This is a genomic window from Streptomyces sp. NBC_01268 (assembly GCF_036240795.1).
Lineage (GTDB): Bacteria > Actinomycetota > Actinomycetes > Streptomycetales > Streptomycetaceae > Streptomyces.
The window spans coordinates 4,506,183-4,521,337 of the sequence record NZ_CP108454.1 but is presented as its reverse complement, the minus strand read 5'-3'; the positions used below and the strand labels follow the sequence as shown (position 1 = coordinate 4,521,337).

Annotated in this window: 18 protein-coding genes; 10 read left to right on the top strand and 8 right to left on the bottom strand. The window is 73.2% G+C overall.

Features of this window, described 5'->3' with window-relative positions; translation table 11 throughout:
* Positions 1–24: 24 nt before the first annotated feature.
* Positions 25–459, bottom strand: coding sequence for an alternative ribosome rescue aminoacyl-tRNA hydrolase ArfB (gene arfB / locus OG309_RS20145; protein ID WP_329422737.1), 435 nt, complete (start codon positions 457–459; stop codon positions 25–27).
* A 133-nt stretch (positions 460–592) separates the two neighbouring features.
* Between arfB and OG309_RS20140 the strand changes: the two genes are divergently transcribed.
* Both OG309_RS20140 and OG309_RS20135 read left to right on the top strand, forming a co-directional pair.
* Complete coding sequence (locus OG309_RS20140; protein ID WP_329422735.1) at positions 593–1,168, top strand: TerD family protein; 576 nt, start codon at positions 593–595, stop codon at positions 1,166–1,168.
* Between the two features lie 62 nt (positions 1,169–1,230).
* Positions 1,231–1,743, top strand: a complete 513-nt coding sequence (locus OG309_RS20135) for a GNAT family N-acetyltransferase (RefSeq protein ID WP_329422733.1) — start codon at positions 1,231–1,233, stop codon at positions 1,741–1,743.
* Positions 1,744–1,781: 38 nt separating this feature from the next.
* Here the strand turns inward: OG309_RS20135 and OG309_RS20130 are convergent, their stop codons facing one another.
* Entirely contained in the window at positions 1,782–3,173 is a 1,392-nt protein-coding gene (locus tag OG309_RS20130) for a M1 family metallopeptidase (RefSeq protein WP_329422732.1), read from the bottom strand.
* 158 nt (positions 3,174–3,331) lie between these two features.
* A complete protein-coding gene (locus OG309_RS20125) occupies positions 3,332–3,877 on the bottom strand; it encodes a GlcG/HbpS family heme-binding protein (RefSeq protein WP_329422730.1) in 546 nt (181 codons plus the stop codon).
* A 258-nt stretch (positions 3,878–4,135) separates the two neighbouring features.
* Here OG309_RS20125 and OG309_RS20120 point away from each other — a divergent pair, with 258 nt between their 5' ends.
* From OG309_RS20120 to OG309_RS20105, 4 genes are all read left to right on the top strand, one after another.
* The gene (locus OG309_RS20120; protein ID WP_329422728.1) at positions 4,136–5,305 is read left to right on the top strand and encodes a sensor histidine kinase; all 1,170 of its coding nucleotides are present in this window, start codon (positions 4,136–4,138) and stop codon (positions 5,303–5,305) included.
* Complete coding sequence (locus tag OG309_RS20115; protein WP_329422726.1) at positions 5,302–5,928, top strand: response regulator transcription factor; 627 nt, start codon at positions 5,302–5,304, stop codon at positions 5,926–5,928. Before OG309_RS20120 ends, OG309_RS20115 begins: the two co-directional genes overlap by 4 nt.
* A gap of 170 nt (positions 5,929–6,098) precedes the next feature.
* On the top strand, positions 6,099–7,310 hold the full coding sequence (locus OG309_RS20110; protein WP_329422724.1) for an FAD-dependent monooxygenase: 1,212 nt from the start codon (positions 6,099–6,101) through the stop codon (positions 7,308–7,310).
* 12 nt (positions 7,311–7,322) lie between these two features.
* Positions 7,323–7,823 (top strand): hypothetical protein, encoded by a 501-nt coding sequence (locus OG309_RS20105; protein WP_329422722.1) that lies wholly within the window; start codon positions 7,323–7,325, stop codon positions 7,821–7,823.
* 31 nt (positions 7,824–7,854) lie between these two features.
* On the opposite strand, the gene OG309_RS20100 is transcribed toward OG309_RS20105, so the two are convergent.
* Positions 7,855–8,526 carry a pentapeptide repeat-containing protein gene (locus OG309_RS20100; RefSeq protein WP_329422720.1) on the bottom strand — a complete coding sequence of 224 codons (672 nt, stop codon included), beginning with the start codon at positions 8,524–8,526 and terminating at the stop codon, positions 7,855–7,857.
* Positions 8,527–8,644: 118 nt separating this feature from the next.
* Here OG309_RS20100 and OG309_RS20095 point away from each other — a divergent pair, with 118 nt between their 5' ends.
* Positions 8,645–9,829 carry an FAD-dependent oxidoreductase gene (locus OG309_RS20095; RefSeq protein ID WP_329422718.1) on the top strand — a complete coding sequence of 395 codons (1,185 nt, stop codon included), beginning with the start codon at positions 8,645–8,647 and terminating at the stop codon, positions 9,827–9,829.
* Positions 9,830–9,993: 164 nt separating this feature from the next.
* Positions 9,994–10,992 (top strand): zinc-binding dehydrogenase, encoded by a 999-nt coding sequence (locus tag OG309_RS20090; protein ID WP_329422716.1) that lies wholly within the window; start codon positions 9,994–9,996, stop codon positions 10,990–10,992.
* A 32-nt stretch (positions 10,993–11,024) separates the two neighbouring features.
* Here the strand turns inward: OG309_RS20090 and OG309_RS20085 are convergent, their stop codons facing one another.
* The 3 genes from OG309_RS20085 to OG309_RS20075 all read right to left on the bottom strand — a co-directional run bounded on the left by OG309_RS20085 (position 11,025) and on the right by OG309_RS20075 (position 13,091).
* Positions 11,025–11,372: a hypothetical protein gene (locus tag OG309_RS20085; protein ID WP_329422714.1), complete on the bottom strand. Its 348-nt coding sequence runs from the start codon at positions 11,370–11,372 to the stop codon at positions 11,025–11,027.
* A gap of 110 nt (positions 11,373–11,482) precedes the next feature.
* A complete protein-coding gene (locus OG309_RS20080; RefSeq protein ID WP_329422713.1) occupies positions 11,483–12,334 on the bottom strand; it encodes a helix-turn-helix domain-containing protein in 852 nt (283 codons plus the stop codon).
* A 10-nt stretch (positions 12,335–12,344) separates the two neighbouring features.
* A complete protein-coding gene (locus OG309_RS20075) occupies positions 12,345–13,091 on the bottom strand; it encodes a DUF6879 family protein (protein WP_329422711.1) in 747 nt (248 codons plus the stop codon).
* A 227-nt stretch (positions 13,092–13,318) separates the two neighbouring features.
* Between OG309_RS20075 and OG309_RS20070 the strand changes: the two genes are divergently transcribed.
* Positions 13,319–13,456 (top strand): hypothetical protein, encoded by a 138-nt coding sequence (locus OG309_RS20070; protein WP_329422709.1) that lies wholly within the window; start codon positions 13,319–13,321, stop codon positions 13,454–13,456.
* Positions 13,457–13,460: 4 nt separating this feature from the next.
* Complete coding sequence (locus tag OG309_RS20065; protein ID WP_329422707.1) at positions 13,461–14,645, top strand: methyltransferase; 1,185 nt, start codon at positions 13,461–13,463, stop codon at positions 14,643–14,645.
* A 3-nt stretch (positions 14,646–14,648) separates the two neighbouring features.
* Here OG309_RS20065 and OG309_RS20060 read toward each other — a convergent pair whose 3' ends face one another.
* The gene (locus OG309_RS20060) at positions 14,649–15,131 is read right to left on the bottom strand and encodes a GNAT family N-acetyltransferase (protein ID WP_329422705.1); all 483 of its coding nucleotides are present in this window, start codon (positions 15,129–15,131) and stop codon (positions 14,649–14,651) included.
* Positions 15,132–15,155 lie beyond the last annotated feature (24 nt).

Below are 15,155 nucleotides of genomic sequence, written 5' to 3'. Positions count from 1 at the left end.
CCGGCGCCCACGGGGCCACAGGGGCTACCAGTCGCGGCCCTGGCGGCCGCGCTTGGTGTCCGAGCGCTGCTTCTTCTCCCGCAGCCGGCGCTCGTTGATGCCGCGCGGGATCTTCGTCGCGCGGCGCGGCTTCGGTGGCGGGGCGGTGGCCTCGGCCAGGAGCGAGGCGAGCCGGACGGCGGCGGTCTCGCGGTTGCGCCACTGGGAGCGGTGCTCCGAGGCGCGGACCGTGACGACGCCGTTCACCAGGCGGCTCGCGAGCCGTTCGAGGGCGCGGGCCTTCCAGACCTCGGGGAGCGCTTCCGTCGCCGCCAGGTCGAAGCGCAGCTCCACCTGCGAGTCGCTGGTGTTGACGTGCTGCCCGCCCGGACCGGACGACCGCGAGAAACGCCACTGGAGCTCGGCCTCGGGCAGCGAGACGGAGCCGCGGATGACATACGGACCGGACATGTCATCCATGTTCCCCGTCCGGGGACCCCGACGTCACCCCGATTTCGCGGTGGGCCGTCCGGGTGGACTCCGCCGGGCTGGAACCGCCGCGCCCCGTCGCGCGTTATCCGCTGTGAACACACCGCGATGAAAGGGACTTCCCATGGCTGTAAGCCTCTCCAAGGGCGGCAACGTCTCCCTGACCAAGGAGGCCCCGGGCCTCACCGCCGTCACCGTGGGCCTCGGCTGGGACGTCCGCACGACCACCGGCACGGACTTCGACCTCGACGCCTCCGCGATCGGTGTCAACGGCACCGGCAAGGTCGTCTCCGACGGGCACTTCGTCTTCTTCAACAACAAGTCCACCCCGGACCAGACCATCGTCCACACCGGTGACAACCGCACCGGCGAGGGCGGCGGCGACGACGAGCAGATCAACGTCAACCTGGCGGGTCTCCCGGCCGACGTCGACAAGATCGTCTTCCCGGTCTCCATCTACGACGCGGTCAACCGCTCGCAGAACTTCGGCCAGGTCCGCAACGCGTACATCCGCATCGTCAACCAGGCCGGCGGCGCCGAGATCGCCCGCTACGACCTGTCGGAGGACGCCGCCGTCGAGACCGCCATGGTCTTCGGCGAGCTGTACCGCAACGGTGCCGAGTGGAAGTTCCGCGCCGTCGGCCAGGGCTACGCCTCCGGCCTGGAGGGCATCGCCCGCGACTTCGGCGTCAACATCTGACCCGACCGCTCCGCGTGACCTGGAGCCCCGGCGCCCGCGCGCCGGGGCTCTACGCTTGCCGGGTGATCGTCGAACCGCTGACCGCCAAGGACCCGTACGACCTGCCCGGCCCGCTGCTCACCGAACTCACCGAGCTGTACGCCTCGAACGAGGAGTTCCAGCAGCTCAGCGGCGACTTCCCGGACCCGGGCCGCATCCGGCCCGAGCAGGTCGCCGCCGCCCTCGCCGACGAACTGGCCCAGCCGACCGCCGAGGTGCTGCTCGCCCGCTCCGAGGGGCGCCTGGTCGCGATCGCCGTCACCCTCGGCCGGCACCCCGACCCGGCCGACCCCGATCCATGGCTCGGCCTGCTGATGGTCCACGCCGGCGCGCACCGCGCGGGCTTCGGCCGCCGCCTCGCCGGGTACGTCGAGCAGGGCTTCCGCTCCCAGGGCCGCACGGGCCTGCGGCTCGCCGTCCTGGAGAACAACCCCCGGGCGCTCGCCTTCTGGACCTCCCTCGGCTACGAGGGGACCGCGCGCCGCCCGGACCTGGCGCACGGCCGCCCGTGCCTGGTCCTGCGCAAGGCGCTCTAGGTCGTGTCCGCGCCGAGGGGCCGAGGGCCTGACGGGCCCTACGGCTTGGCGGGCTTCCCGTCGCCGTACAGCCAGACGTCCCACAGGTCCCCCAGGTCGCGGCCCGCCACCGACTCCACGTACCGCGTGAAGTCCTCGGTGGTGGCGGTGGAGTGCCGGTACTTCGCCGGCCAGCCCGCCAGGATCTCGAAGAACGCGTCGTCGCCGACCGCCTGCCGGATCTTGTGCAGCACCATCGCGCCCCGCTGGTACACCGGCGCGCCGAACAGGTCCTCGGCGGTGGGCGGTTCGGCCGGCGGGAAGGCCCAGGCGTCCTCGTCGGCGAAGGCCCGCTCGAAGCTCTTCTGCGCGGGCGTGCCGCCGAAGTCCTCCGCGTACAGCCACTCCGCGTAGGTCGCGAAGCTCTCGTTCAGCCAGATGTCCTTCCAGGAGGCGGGCGACACGGAGTCGCCGTACCACTGGTGGGCCAGCTCGTGGACGAGGGTCGGGGTGTCGAAGGAGCCGAGCGGGAAGACCGGGCGGCTCTGGGTCTCCAGCGCGTAGCCGACGTCGCCGTCCCGCTCGACGATCGCCCCGGCCGCGGCGAAGGGGTAGGGGCCGAAGTTCTCCGTCTGCCACTTCAGGATCTCCGGCACCCTGGCTCGCAGCGCGGCGCTCTCGGCGGCGACCTGCGGGTCGGCGGCGGTGAGCACGGGGACCTTGCCGAGGGCGGTCGCGGTCGTCGTGTCGTACCTCCCGATCGCGAGGGTCGCCAGATAGCTCGCCATGGGTTCGGCGGAGTGCCAGACGGAGGTGGTGTGCCCGTCGGCGGTCGTCTTCGCGGAGGTCATCACGCCGTTGGAGAGGGCCTTCAGCCCGGCGGGGACGGTGACGGTGACGTCGTACGTGGCCTTGTCGGAGGGGTGGTGGTTGCCGGGGAACCAGGCCATGGAGCCGGTCGGTTCGCCGACCGCGACGGCCCCGTCCGCGGTCTTCAGCCAGCCCTCCTCGGAGCCGTCCGCGTCCGTGACGGTCTCCGGGACGCCGTCGTACGCGACGACGGCACGGAACTCCTCGCCGGCGTCGATGTCCTCGCGCGGGCGCAGGGTCAGCTCGTTCCCGGCGCGGCTGACGGCGGCGGGCGCGCCGTCGACGGTGGCGTCGCGGACGGTGAGTCCGGCGAGGTCCAGGTTGAAGGCGCTGAGGTCCTGGGTGGCCTTCGCGGTGATCTCGGCGCGCCCGTCGAGGCGGCCGGTGGCCGGGTCGTAGGCGAGCGTGAGGGCGTAGTGGCCGACGTCGTAGCCGCCGTTGCCGAGCCGGGGGAAGTACGGGTCGCGCAGCCCCGCGGAACCCGGTGTGCCGGTGACCCCGCCGGCCCCGCCGCCGGTGCAGCCGGCGGTGAGCAGGGCGAGGACGAGGGCCAGGGCTCCGGTTCGGCTGCGCGCGTTCACGAACCGATCCTAAACAGACGTACGAATCGATCGGAGTACGAATCAGCCGCCGCGCGGGCGCGGATACGGATCAGCGGCGCCCGGCGGGGGGTCCGGGCGCCGCTGACGTGCGGGGTGTCCCACGGGAGGGCCGGTCAGGAGGCCCTCCGGGATGGGTGTCAGTCGTTCAGGGAGGCGACGCCCGCCTGGGCGAACTTCTCGTCCAGGTCGCCCGAGGGCGCGCCGGCCACGCCGATGCCGGCGATCGGGGCACCGTTCGCGGCGACGGGAGCGCCGCCGGCGAGGAAGAGGGTGCCCGGGATGTCCTTCAGGTTCGGGGCCTGGGCCAGGCGGCCCGCGAGGACGGAGGTCGGGGCGTTCCAGGAGACGGCGGTGTACGCCTTGCGCTCGGCCGACTCGTAGGACTGCGGGCCGGCACCGTCGCCGCGGAGGGTGACGATGGTGTTGCCGTTGCGGTCGACGACGGCGACGGAGACCCGCTGGTTCTCCTTCTCGGCGGCCTTCAGCGTCGCCTGCGCGGCCTTGGTGGCGGCCTCGATCGTCAGGTGGGTGTCCTGGCGCAGGTTGTCGCGGTCCGCGTCGGCCTTCTTCGCGACGGCGGCGGGCGCGGCCTGCGGGGCGGAGGCGTTGGCGGAGACGGCGCCGAAGGTGCCGGCGGCGAGAACGGCGGCGGCGGTGGTGCCGAGGAGGATCTTCTTCTTCATGGCGGGCTCCTGGGAGTCGGTGACGGCGGCCGGTGTCGGTGTTCCGTTCGCTCTGGTATCGATCCTCCGCCCGGAATCCGGGCCGTCCGGTCCACGTTCCGGCTCGGCCCGGCGCGCATAGTGGATGACGGAGGTGTCAGCCGATCGGTTGATGCCGCTCTGGTCCCCTTGGGCCAGGATGGATACGTATTCCCAGGTCAACGGCCTGGTCATGAGCTTGGTCGACGGATCGGCCGGCGACGCGGCGAGAGGTGGACGATGGAGCACGACCCGGACGCACGCTGGCTCGCGCGGGTCATGCACGTCGCCTTCTTCCTGCTCCTCGGCGCCTCGCTCGCCCGCTTCCTGCTGCGCCACCCGTGGGAGGAGCGCAGCCCCTGGATCATCGCCCTCTCCGGCGCGCTCGCGTCCCTGTACCTCCTCGGGCCCGTCCTCGGGACCCGCGCCACGCCCCGGCGGATCGCCTGGCTGGGCACGGTCGTCGCCGTGTGGATGGTCCTGGTCGTGCTGGCGCCCAGCTTCGCCTGGTGCGCGGTGCCGCTCTTCTACACGGGTCTGCGGACCCTGCCGTCGCGGGCCGCGTTCGGCCTGGTCACGCTGCTCACCGTGTTCGTGGTGACGGCCCAGGTGAAGCTGTCGCACGGCGGCTGGGACCCCAACCTGGTGATCGCCCCGCCGGCCGTCGCCGCCATCGCGACCGCCGTGTTCGTGCACGCCGAGCGGCAGGCGGACCGGCAGCGGGCCCTGATCGACGACCTGATCCGCACCCGCCGGGAGCTGGCCGCGACCGAGCGCCGCGAGGGCACCCTGGCGGAGCGGCAGCGGCTCTCCATGGAGATCCACGACACGCTGGCGCAGGGCCTGTCGAGCCAGCAGATGCTGCTCCAGGCCGCCGACCGCACCTGGGACAGCGACCCGTCGACCGCCCGCCGGCACGTCCGTACGGCCGAGTCGATCGCCGAGCGCAACCTCGCCGAGGCCCGCCGCTTCGTGCACGACCTGGCCCCCGCCGACCTCGCCGAGGGCGGCGGGCTGGAGCAGGCGCTGCGCGGGCTCGCGACGCGCGAGTCGGCCGCGTTCCGGGTGGACGGGACGGCGGTCGCGCTGCCGGACCGGGTGCAGTCGGCGCTGCTGCGGATCGCGCAGGGCGCCCTCGCCAACATCCGCGAGCACGCGGCGGCCGCCTCGGCGGCGCTGACCCTCACGTACCTGGACGACCAGGTGGTCCTGGACGTCGCCGACGACGGCCGCGGCTTCGACCCGGCGCCCACCCGCCCCGACGGGGGCGTACGCGGCCACGGCCTGCCCGCGATGCGGGTGCGGGCGCAGCAGCTGGGCGGCACGCTGACGATCGAGTCCGCTCCCGGCGAGGGCACCGTGCTCTCCGCCGCGATCCCCCTCTCACGCCCCCTGGAGGCAGGCGAGTGACCGTACGCATCCTGCTCTGCGACGACCACGCCGTCGTCCGCGCCGGACTGCTCGCCCTGCTGGGCAGCGCCCCCGACATCGAGGTGGTCGGCGAGGCGGGCAGCGGCGAGGAGGCCGTCGCGATGGCCGGCCACCTGCGGCCGGACGTCGTCCTGATGGACCTCCAGCTCGGGCCCGGCATCGACGGCGTCGAGGCGACCCGGCGGATCGCCGGTCCGGCCTCCGGCGTCCACGTCCTGGTCCTCACCACGTACGACACGGACGCCGACATCACCCGGGCGATCGAGGCGGGCGCCACCGGCTACCTCCTGAAGGCCGAACGGCCCGAGGAGCTGTTCGCCGCGATCCACTCCGCCGCCCAGGGCCGTACGACGCTGTCGCCGCCGGTCGCGAGCCGGGTGATGGACCGGATGCGGGGCGCGGCGGGCCCCACGCTCACCGACCGGGAGCGCGACATCCTCGGGCAGCTGGCGCACGGCCTGGGCAACCGCGAGATCGCGCGGGCGCTGTTCATCAGCGAGGCGACGGTCAAGACCCACCTGGGCCGCATCTACGCGAAGCTGGGCGTCGACACGCGCGCGGGCGCGGTGGCGGTGGCGAAGGAGCAGCGGCTGCTGCCGTAGCGGCCTGGCGGCCGGCGCCGCTTCAGCCCGTCCGGCGCGGCTCCGGCCGGCCCGGCGCGCCGGGGTGCGACGTCACGCCTCGCGCGCGGCATTCCCGGTCCCCCGGGCCCCGCACTGCTACCCTGCGTTGCCATTCCAGCGCACAGCGTCATGTCCCCGTGGGAGCGCACGTGAAGATCACCGTCGTCGGCGGCGGGCCTGCCGGTCTGTACTTCTCGATCCTGATGAAGCGCCAGGACCCGTCCCACGAGATCACCGTGTACGAGCGGAACCCGGCCGGCTCCACGTACGGCTGGGGCGTCACCTACTGGGCGGGGCTGCTCGACAAGCTGCGGGCGGGCGACCCCGCCTCCGCCGAGGCGGTCTCCGCCGCCTCGGTCACCTGGACCGACGGCGTCGCGATCGTCCGCGACGAGCGGACCACCCACCACGGCGACGCCGGTTTCGGCATCGGGCGCCGCAGGATGCTGACGCTCCTCGCCGACCGGGCCCGGGAGCTCGGCGTGCGCGTCGAGTTCGAGCACGGCGTCGGCGGCCCGGACGCCCCCGAGCTCGCCGGCTCCGACCTGGTCGTCGCCGCCGACGGCGTGCACAGCGCGCTCCGCGAGGCGCACGCCGACCGTTTCGGCGCCGAGCTGACCAGCGGGCGGAACCAGTACATCTGGCTCGGCACGACCAAGGTCTTCGACTCGTTCAGCTTCGCCTTCAAGGAGACCGAGCACGGCTGGATCTGGTGCTACGCGTACGGCTTCAGCGGCGAGCGGTCGACCTGCGTCGTCGAGTGCTCCCCCGCCACCTGGACCGGCCTCGGGCTGGACCGGATGAACGAGGCGGACAGCCTGAACCTGCTGGAGAAGCTGTTCGCCGACCTCCTCGACGGCGCACCGCTGATCGGGCGCGAGCACGCCGACGGCAGCGCGCAGTGGCTGACCTTCCGCACGCTGACCACCCGGACCTGGCACCACGGCAACCTGGTCCTGCTCGGCGACGCGGCCCACACCACCCACTACTCGATCGGCGCGGGCACCACCCTGGCCCTGGAGGACGCCCTCGCGCTGGCCGCCGCCCTGCGCCCGGCGGGCGACCTGGACGCCGCCCTCACCACGTACGGCAAGCGGCGCCGCGCGGAGCTCGTCTCGGCGCAGAGCGCGGCCCGCTACAGCGCGCAGTGGTACGAGAACCTGCCGCGCTACATGCGGCTGGAGCCGGCCATGATGTTCGCCCTGCTCGGCCAGCGCCACTCCCCGCTGCTCCCGCACGTCCCGCCCCAGCTCTACTACCGCCTCGACCGCGCCGCCGAACAGCTGGAGCCGCTGCGCCGTCTCAAGCGCTGGCTGGGGCCCCGGGTGGCGAGGGCGGTGCACCGGTCCGCGCGGGCATGACACCATCTCCCCGTGCTCGACATCGGCTACTCGCTCTCCCGCCGCTTCCCCGACCCGCCGCAGACGGACTACCGCCACGCGGACGTCCACGCGCTGCGGCACGACCTGTTCTGCGGTGACGTCTACCTCGCGGACACGGTGAAGGACCAGGAAGTGTCCACAGCCTGGGGATGGGTCCCGGTGCTCGACTTCGCGTGGGCGCTGTGCGACATCGTCGAGCAGCTCGACCAGGACCCGCGCGGCAGCCGCGCCGCCCAGCCGCAGTACGCGGAGCTCGACTTCACCGAGTCCTCGGACCGGATGCTGTTCGAGCGCCGCTTCGGCTGGGTGGACGTCGAGGCCGACTGGATGCCGGGGGACGAGCCGCCGCTCACCTTCAACCACACGGCCCTGCGCCGCGAGGCCCGCGACTTCCTCCACGACCTGATCGCCGACCTCACCGACATGCACGAGGGCCTGGCCGACAACCCCGCGGTGTGGGCCCTGCAGGCGCGCTTCCCGCGCGTGACGTAGGCGCGCGCGGGCGCGGCCCGGCCGCCCCGGCTCAGTCCACCACCCGCACCCCCAGGTGCGCCGCGAACACCGGCGCCAGGTCGAGGAGCTGCGTCGGGGAGATCACCGCGCCCGACAGAGCCTCCACCCCGCGGGCGATCTCCAGGCGCTGCACCGTCCGCAGGTCGACGTCCTTCATGCGCGCCCCGCCGAAGTCCGCCCCCAGCAGGACGCAGTCGACGAACTCGACCCGCTCCAGGACCGCACCCCCGAAGTCGGGCTCGCTGAGCACGCAGCCCTCGAAGACGACGTCCTTCAGCCTGGCCGACCGCAGGTTCAGATAGTCGGCCTTGCCGCCCCGCACCCACACCCGCTCCAGGACCGCGCCGTGCAGCTGCGTGCCGCCGAGCCGGGCGTCCACCAGCTCCACGTCCCGCAGCTGCGCCCCGGCGAGGTCGGTGCCCACGCCCCGTATCCCTTCGAGGACCGAGTCGAGGAAGCGGGCCGACGTCAGCCGCGCCTCGTCGAGCGCGCACCCGCGCACCGCGCAGTCCAGGAACCGCGCCCCCGCGCCGTCCTGCCCCGTCAGGTCCAGGCCGTCGAACGCCACCCCGTCGTAGTCCCCGTCCGGCTCCAGGCCGCGCCCCAGGAACGCCTCCAGGGGAGGCAGCCGCACCTCCGGCTTCCTCGCCTTCGCCACCTTCGGCACCGTCTTCCGCTTCATGACCCCATCGTGACGTACGCCACTGACAACACCCCGCCGCCGATGTCACGGACGCGCCCCCGCCGCCCGTCCCCTCCGTGAGACCCGACACCGGGCCGGGCGGACAAGGGAGCGAGCGATGCGACGGACGCGGAAGATCACCATCATCGGCGGCGGCTTCGCCGGACTCACCGCGGCGGTCACGGCCGCCGAGGCGGGCACCGAGGTCACCCTGTACGAGTCGCACCACGCCCTCGGCGGCCGGGCCCGCACCGCGGAGGGCCCGTACCTCACCAACGACGGCCCCCACGCGATCTACGACGGCGGCCCGCACTGGACCTGGCTCAAGCAGCGCGGACTGCTCGGCGAGCTCGCCCCGCTGCCGCCGCTCGAAGCGGCCAGGATCCGCTTCCACCACCGGGGCGGGCTGCGCCGGATGCCCCCGTTCGGGCTCCTGCGCCAGTCCTTCCGCAAGGGCGAGCAGGCCCCCGTGGACGTCGACTTCCTCACCTGGGCGACCGGGCTCGCCGGGGAGCCGGCGGCCCGTGCGGCCGCCTCGTACAGCGGGGTCGCGCTCTACCACCACGACCCGGGCGCGCTGTCGGCCCGCTTCGTGCAGGAGCGGCTGCACCGGGCGGCGGCGCTGCCCGCCGAGGCCCACTTCATCAAGGGCGGCTGGGGCCGGCTGATCGACCGGATGGCGGCGCGCGCCCGCGAACTGGGCGTACGGATCGAGACCTCGTCCCGCGTCGACGCGCTGCCGACGGACGGCGGCCCGGTCATCGTCGCGACCGCCCTCTCCTCGGCGGCCCGGCTGCTCGACGACCCGTCGCTGACCTGGGAGTCGGGGCGCACGGTCCTGTGCGACCTGGCACTGCGCACCCGCAAGGGCGACCCGTTCGCGATCTCCGACCTGGACGCGCCCGGCTGGGTGGAACGCTTCACCACCCAGGACCCGGGCCTGGCCCCCGCCGGCGAGCAACTGATCCAGGCCCAGCTGCCGATCGCCCCCGGCGAGTCGAAGGCGGACGGCGTCGCGCACGCGGAGCGGCTCCTCGACCTGGGCTTCGCGGGCTGGCGCGAGCGGGCGGTGTGGCGGCGCGAGGCCGTCTCCAACGGGCGTACGGGCGCGGTGGACCGCCCGGGGACCACGTGGCGCGACCGGCCGGCGATCGACCGGGGCGACGGCGTGTACCTGGCGGGCGACCAGGTGGCGGCGCCGGGGGTGCTGGCGGAGGTGTCGTTCACGAGCGCGGTGGAGGCGGTGTCGCTGGCCCTGCGGGCGTCGCACGGGACGCGGGCGCTTGACCTCAAGCGCGGTTGAGGTCAGAGGCTGGGGCTGCCACCGGACGAACGCCGAACGGGGAACGCGAACACGCACCACACACCTGCGCGCACCCGCGCACCCCGACCGGCGATCACATCCCTCACCCACCCACGCACCCACGCACCCACGCACCCACGCACCCACGACCAGGGGAGCCCACCATGCACGCCATCCGCCTCCACGCCTACGGCCCCGCCGAGAACCTGACGTACGAGCAGACCCCCGACCCCGTCCCCGGCCCCGGCCAGGTCCGGATCAAGGTCGCGGCGGCCGGCGTGCACCTCCTCGACACGGCCCTGCGCGAGGGCATGCCGGGCCCGTTCCCCGCCCCCGTCGACCTGCCCACGGTCCCCGGCCGCGAGGTGGCCGGCACGGTGGACGCGCTCGGCGAGGGCACGGACCCGGCCTGGCTGGGCAAGCGGGTCGTGGCCCACATCGGGATGGCGCCCGGCGGGTACGCCGAACTCACCGTCACCGAGGCCGCCCGGCTGCACGAGCTCCCCGACCACCTGGGCGAGGCGGAGGCGGTGGCCATGATCGGCACGGGCCGTACGGCGCTGGGGATCCTGCAGTTCACGGAGCTCGGCCCCGAGTCGGTCGCGATCGTGCCGGCCGCGGCGGGCGGCATCGGCACGCTGCTCGTGCAGTACGCGAAGAACGCGGGCGCGACCGTCATCGGGCTCGCGGGCGGCCCGGAGAAGGTGGCGCTGGTCCGCGCGAACGGCGCGGACCTGGCGGTCGACTACAAGCGGGCGGACTGGCCGGAGAAGGTCCGGGCCTACCTGGACGGGCGCACCGCGACGGTCGTCTTCGACTCGGTCGGCGGCGCCACCGGCCGCGCGGCGGTGGACCTGCTGGGCAAGGGCGGCCGGCACGTGGTCTTCGGCTGGTCCGGCCAGGGCGTCCACGACGGGGAGCCGCTCACGTTCACGGCCGAGGAGCTCGCGGCGCGCGGCATCACGTCGGAGGGCGTCCTGGGCCCGGTCATGATCCGGAAGGCGGGCGGCGACGTCCGCAACCTCGAACTCGCCGCCCTCCGGGCCGCCACGACCGGCACCCTGCGCCCCGCCGTGCACCGCTTCCCCCTCGCGGAGGCCGCACGGGCGCACCAGGCGCTGGAGACGAGGGGCACGACGGGCAAGGTGGTCCTGATCCCGTAGGACGCCGGGCGGCGCGGGTCGTCAGGGTCGGCTCAGACCCCGATCACGTCCCAGGAGTGCCCCTTGAACTCCTTCAGGAAGTCGGGGTGGTCCTCCCACATCCGGGCGATGGAGCGCAGCACGTCCCAGTTGTGCTCCAGCGCCTGGTCCACCACCTGCCGCAACTCCGGCTCCGCCGCCCGCTTCTCCACCAGCCCGTTCACGGCCGAAGCGGCCTGCACGCTGTACCGGAGCGCCCGCAGCGCCCGGGAGGTGTCGTCCATCCCGAACCCGTGATCGCTCCCGTTCGCGGGGTCGAAGAGCGGCGTGAGCCGCGCCTCGATGAATCCGGTGATCCGCGCGAACCGCTGCTGAATACCCATGTCCATGTCCGTGTCCATGCCCCTTTCCTACACCGCGCCCGCCTCCGACTCGGCCACCGCCCCTGCCCTGTCCTTGGAACGTCCGGCGTTCCGGCCGGACCGGACCGCGTGCGGCCCCGGACCAGCCGTCAGCGCGGGCCCAGGGCACGCCGCGCCGAGTTGATGACGTTGTGGGCGTCGGCTCCGTACACCGCCGACTCCCGAAGGGTCTTCCAGACCTTCTTGTACAGGGCGACGTTGTCGGCGTCGTCCAGCCACAGCTCGGCGTGCCAGTCCTCGGCGACGACCAGGCGGTCCCCCAGGACCCAGAAGCCGTTGGCGGGCACGATCTTCACCGGCACCGTGAACGGCACGATGCCCAGCTCGACCGTGTCCATGCCGACCATGCCGGTCAGACGGTCGAGCTGGGCGGCCAGCACGGAGGGCGGGCAGATCAGCGAGCGCAACGCGGCCTCCCACACCAGCACGCGCAGCTTCCTGCCGGGCCGGTACAGCCACTCCTGACGCCGGGCCCTCGTCCGTACGGCGTCCTCGACCCCCTTGGCCACTCCCAGCAGCTCCGCGTACCGCTGGATGACATGGCGCGCGTACTCGGGGGTCTGCATCAATCCAGGAACCACCGCCTCTTCCCACACCCAGATCTCCGAGGTGCGGTCGATCTCGGCGGTCAGCCCCTCGTGCATCGGCTTGAAGCCGTTCGCCAGCGATCTGCGCCACGATCTGATGTGGGACTCGAACCCGGCCAGGCGGGCGGCCAGCTCGGGGTACACGTCCGGCTGTTCGGTCGCGTCGGCCCATGCCCGCAGGTCCTCGGGGGAGGCCGTCTGCTTCCCGTTCTCCAGCTTGCTGACCTTGGACCCCTGCCAGCCGAGCCGCTGTGCGAGCTGTCGACCCGTGAGCCGGCCGGCAGGACACGTGGAGCGAAGTTCGCGAAGACGCGCCCCCAACGCTTCCCGGGCCTGCTGGTAGTCCGTGCTCACGGGTCACCCCTCACCCGGCCGCAGCCACCTGCGCTGCGAACCGCTCGTACGGCACGGCGTGGTGCGTGGCCGCGTCACGGGCGACGCAGTAGCGGACGACCTCGGCGGGTTCCGTGATCAGCTCGATACCGAGCATGTTGTCCTCGTCGTCGAAGCGGAGCAGGGCCACGATCCGCGAGTCGAAGATCCAGAAGTCCTCGGCGGGCAGTCCGGCCGCGTCCTCGCGCCACAGGTAGCGGATGTCCTCGCCGGACGCGGCGTTGTGCCGGGCGTAGTCGAGCAGGAACAGCTGCTCCGTGGTCGGCGGGCGGTCGGCGATGCGGACGCGGCCCACGGTCTTGCCGGCGTCCACCTGGGCGCGGATGTTGACGAACCAGGGCTCGTCGGGGTCACAGGGCGAGGAGCCGGTGGCCAGGAACGCCTGGTAGTCGGGGTCCTCCCGGTCCGACGCGTAGCCGCGCCGCGTCTCCAGACGCCAGGCGGTGTGCTCGAAGGTCGCGAAGAGACGCCGGAAGGTCTCCCGGTCGACCAGCTCCGGCACGCGCTCCCTCTCCTTCGGTCCCCAGTTCACGAGCAGTTCGCGCGGGACGGCCACCGCCGCCTCGTCCGGCCCGAAGTGCCGGAGCTGCGCGAGGTCTTCCGGGTCGGTGATCGGCGTGCCCTGAACGATGATCTCGCCGGTTCCCACGTCCGTGTGCAGGGCGGGGCAACCGTCGATCTTGCTGTCGGTACCGGTGAAGCGCAACTGACGAGCCATGGACGCTCTCCCTTCCAGGGATGTCGATCCAACAGCTTGGCGGGGGGGCCCGGCTCCGCTCCACAGGTTCAGCCGGGCTCCACGAGAAAACGCGAGCAAACCGTGCGGCCCGTCGAGCACATTCGAGAAAACAACGTACCGCCGGACAACCTCTGCCTCCTAGCGTCGAGTTCAGGGCCGCCGAGCAGGCGGGTCGACGAGCAGTCCCCGACCGAGAGGAGCACGGCATGGGATGGGGAACGGGTAAGGGCGGCGGCGGAGGCGAGGGGCAGCACGCCGGAGGCAAGGACCCCGGTACGTCCAAGCCTTCGGCGGACACCGCCAAGCCCAAGGACCCGCCGAAGCACGGCAAGGAAGGCAGCTGATCCGATGGCGCAGGAACTCTCGGCGGCGGAGCGGATCGCCCTGCGGGGTCTGCTCGGCGCGGTGGCCAAGGAACCGGTAGGGCACCTGAGTTCGGAGTGGGAGGAGGCGGCCTGGGCCGTTCCGCGCCACCGGTTCCTCCCTGAACGCATCTACCTCGGTGACGACCTGGAGCCGTGCGACAGGACGGAGACCCCGGAGACGTGGCTCCAGGCCGCGTACGCCGACGCCCCCGTGGTGACCCAGGTCAACGACGGGCACGACCCCGGCGACGCGGACCGGTGGCCCTCGTCGTCCGCGTCCGAGCCGTCCATCGTGTTCCGCATGCTCGACATGCTGGACCTGGCCGACGGCCACCGGGTCCTTGAGATCGGTACCGGCACCGGCTGGAACGCCGGGCTCCTGGCCCACCGGCTGGGCGGGGAGAACGTGACCACGGTGGAGTGGGATCCGGCCCTGGCGGACGCCGGGGCGGCGTGTCTGCGGAGGCTGGGTCTGGGGCCTGCTGTCATCACCGGGGACGGGGCCCTGGGGCACCCCTCGGGCGGTCCGTACGATCGCGTGGAGGCCACCTGTTCCGTACGGTCCGTTCCCCGGGCGTGGGTGGAGCAGACGAAACCCGGCGGGATCATCCTCGTGCCGTGGGAATCGCCCTGGTTCTGCTACGGCCTGCTCCGGCTGGAGGCGGGCGCCCACGGTGACGCCTCCGGCGTGTTCGCACCCCACTCCGCGTTCATGCTCATGCGTCATCAGCGCACGGACCTGCGGATCTTCCGGGACGTCGTCCGCGACGGACACCGCCCCGAGGAGTCATGGACCGTGCTCCCGCCGCAGGCCGTCGCGGGCCGCGACTGGAGCGCTCAGTTCGCTCTCGGTCTCCGGCTCCGAGACGTGTGGCGCACCTGGCAGGACGACCCCGGTGTGGACGGGGTGGCCTCCAGGCTCTGGGTCGCGACCACCGACGCCAGGTCGTGGGCGGCCGTGGACCGGGACGGACGGTCGGAGGACCGGTTCACCGTGTGGCAGTACGGCCCCCGCCGCCTCTGGAACGAGGTGGAGGCCGCATACGCCTGGTGGTTTCGGCAGGGCCGCCCCGGTCCCGGGCGGTACGGGCTGACGACGACACCTGAAGGTGAGCGCGTCTGGCTGGACCACCCGGACCGTCCCCTCCCCGGACCCACCGCCGGCTGACCCCTACGCCCCGGACGTGCGTCCCAGCTCCGCCAGCGCCCCGTCCGTCAGGCGGTAGACCGTCCACTCGTCCTGGGGGCGGGCGCCGAGGGACTCGTAGAAGGCGATCGACGGGGCGTTCCAGTTGAGGACGGACCATTCGAGGCGCTCGTAGCCGCGTTCCACGCAGATGCGGGCCAGTTCGGCGAGGAGGGCCTTGCCGTGGCCGCCGCCGCGCAGGTCGGGGCGGACGTACAGGTCCTCCAGGTAGATGCCGTGGACGCCGCGCCAGGTGGAGAAGTTGAGGAACCAGAGGGCGAAGCCGGCGGGCTCGCCCTCGGGGGTCTCGGCGATGTGGGCGTAGGCGGCGGGGCGGTCGCCGAAGAGGGCCTCGTGGAGCTGGGCCTCGGTGGCGCGGGCCTCGTCGAGGGCCTTCTCGTACTCCGCGAGGTCGCGGATCAGGCGGTGGATGACGGGGACGTCGGCGGGGGTCGCGGTGCGGATCATGGGACCAGGGTGCACCAGGACGGG

Bases quoted from the DNA above. Each gene is read 5' to 3' on its own strand.
- OG309_RS20060 (WP_329422705.1), bottom strand. From the start codon at position 15,131: ATGATCCGCACCGCGACCCCCGCCGACGTCCCCGTCATCCACCGCCTG.
- OG309_RS20075 (WP_329422711.1), bottom strand. From the start codon at position 13,091: ATGGCTCGTCAGTTGCGCTTCACCGGTACCGACAGCAAGATCGACGGT.
- arfB (WP_329422737.1), bottom strand. From the start codon at position 459: ATGGATGACATGTCCGGTCCGTATGTCATCCGCGGCTCCGTCTCGCTG.
- OG309_RS20095 (WP_329422718.1), top strand. From the start codon at position 8,645: ATGCGACGGACGCGGAAGATCACCATCATCGGCGGCGGCTTCGCCGGA.
- OG309_RS20070 (WP_329422709.1), top strand. From the start codon at position 13,319: ATGGGATGGGGAACGGGTAAGGGCGGCGGCGGAGGCGAGGGGCAGCAC.
- OG309_RS20120 (WP_329422728.1), top strand. From the start codon at position 4,136: ATGGAGCACGACCCGGACGCACGCTGGCTCGCGCGGGTCATGCACGTC.
- OG309_RS20140 (WP_329422735.1), top strand. From the start codon at position 593: ATGGCTGTAAGCCTCTCCAAGGGCGGCAACGTCTCCCTGACCAAGGAG.
- OG309_RS20100 (WP_329422720.1), bottom strand. From the start codon at position 8,526: ATGAAGCGGAAGACGGTGCCGAAGGTGGCGAAGGCGAGGAAGCCGGAG.
- OG309_RS20125 (WP_329422730.1), bottom strand. From the start codon at position 3,877: ATGAAGAAGAAGATCCTCCTCGGCACCACCGCCGCCGCCGTTCTCGCC.
- OG309_RS20085 (WP_329422714.1), bottom strand. From the start codon at position 11,372: ATGGACACGGACATGGACATGGGTATTCAGCAGCGGTTCGCGCGGATC.
- OG309_RS20065 (WP_329422707.1), top strand. From the start codon at position 13,461: ATGGCGCAGGAACTCTCGGCGGCGGAGCGGATCGCCCTGCGGGGTCTG.
- OG309_RS20090 (WP_329422716.1), top strand. From the start codon at position 9,994: ATGCACGCCATCCGCCTCCACGCCTACGGCCCCGCCGAGAACCTGACG.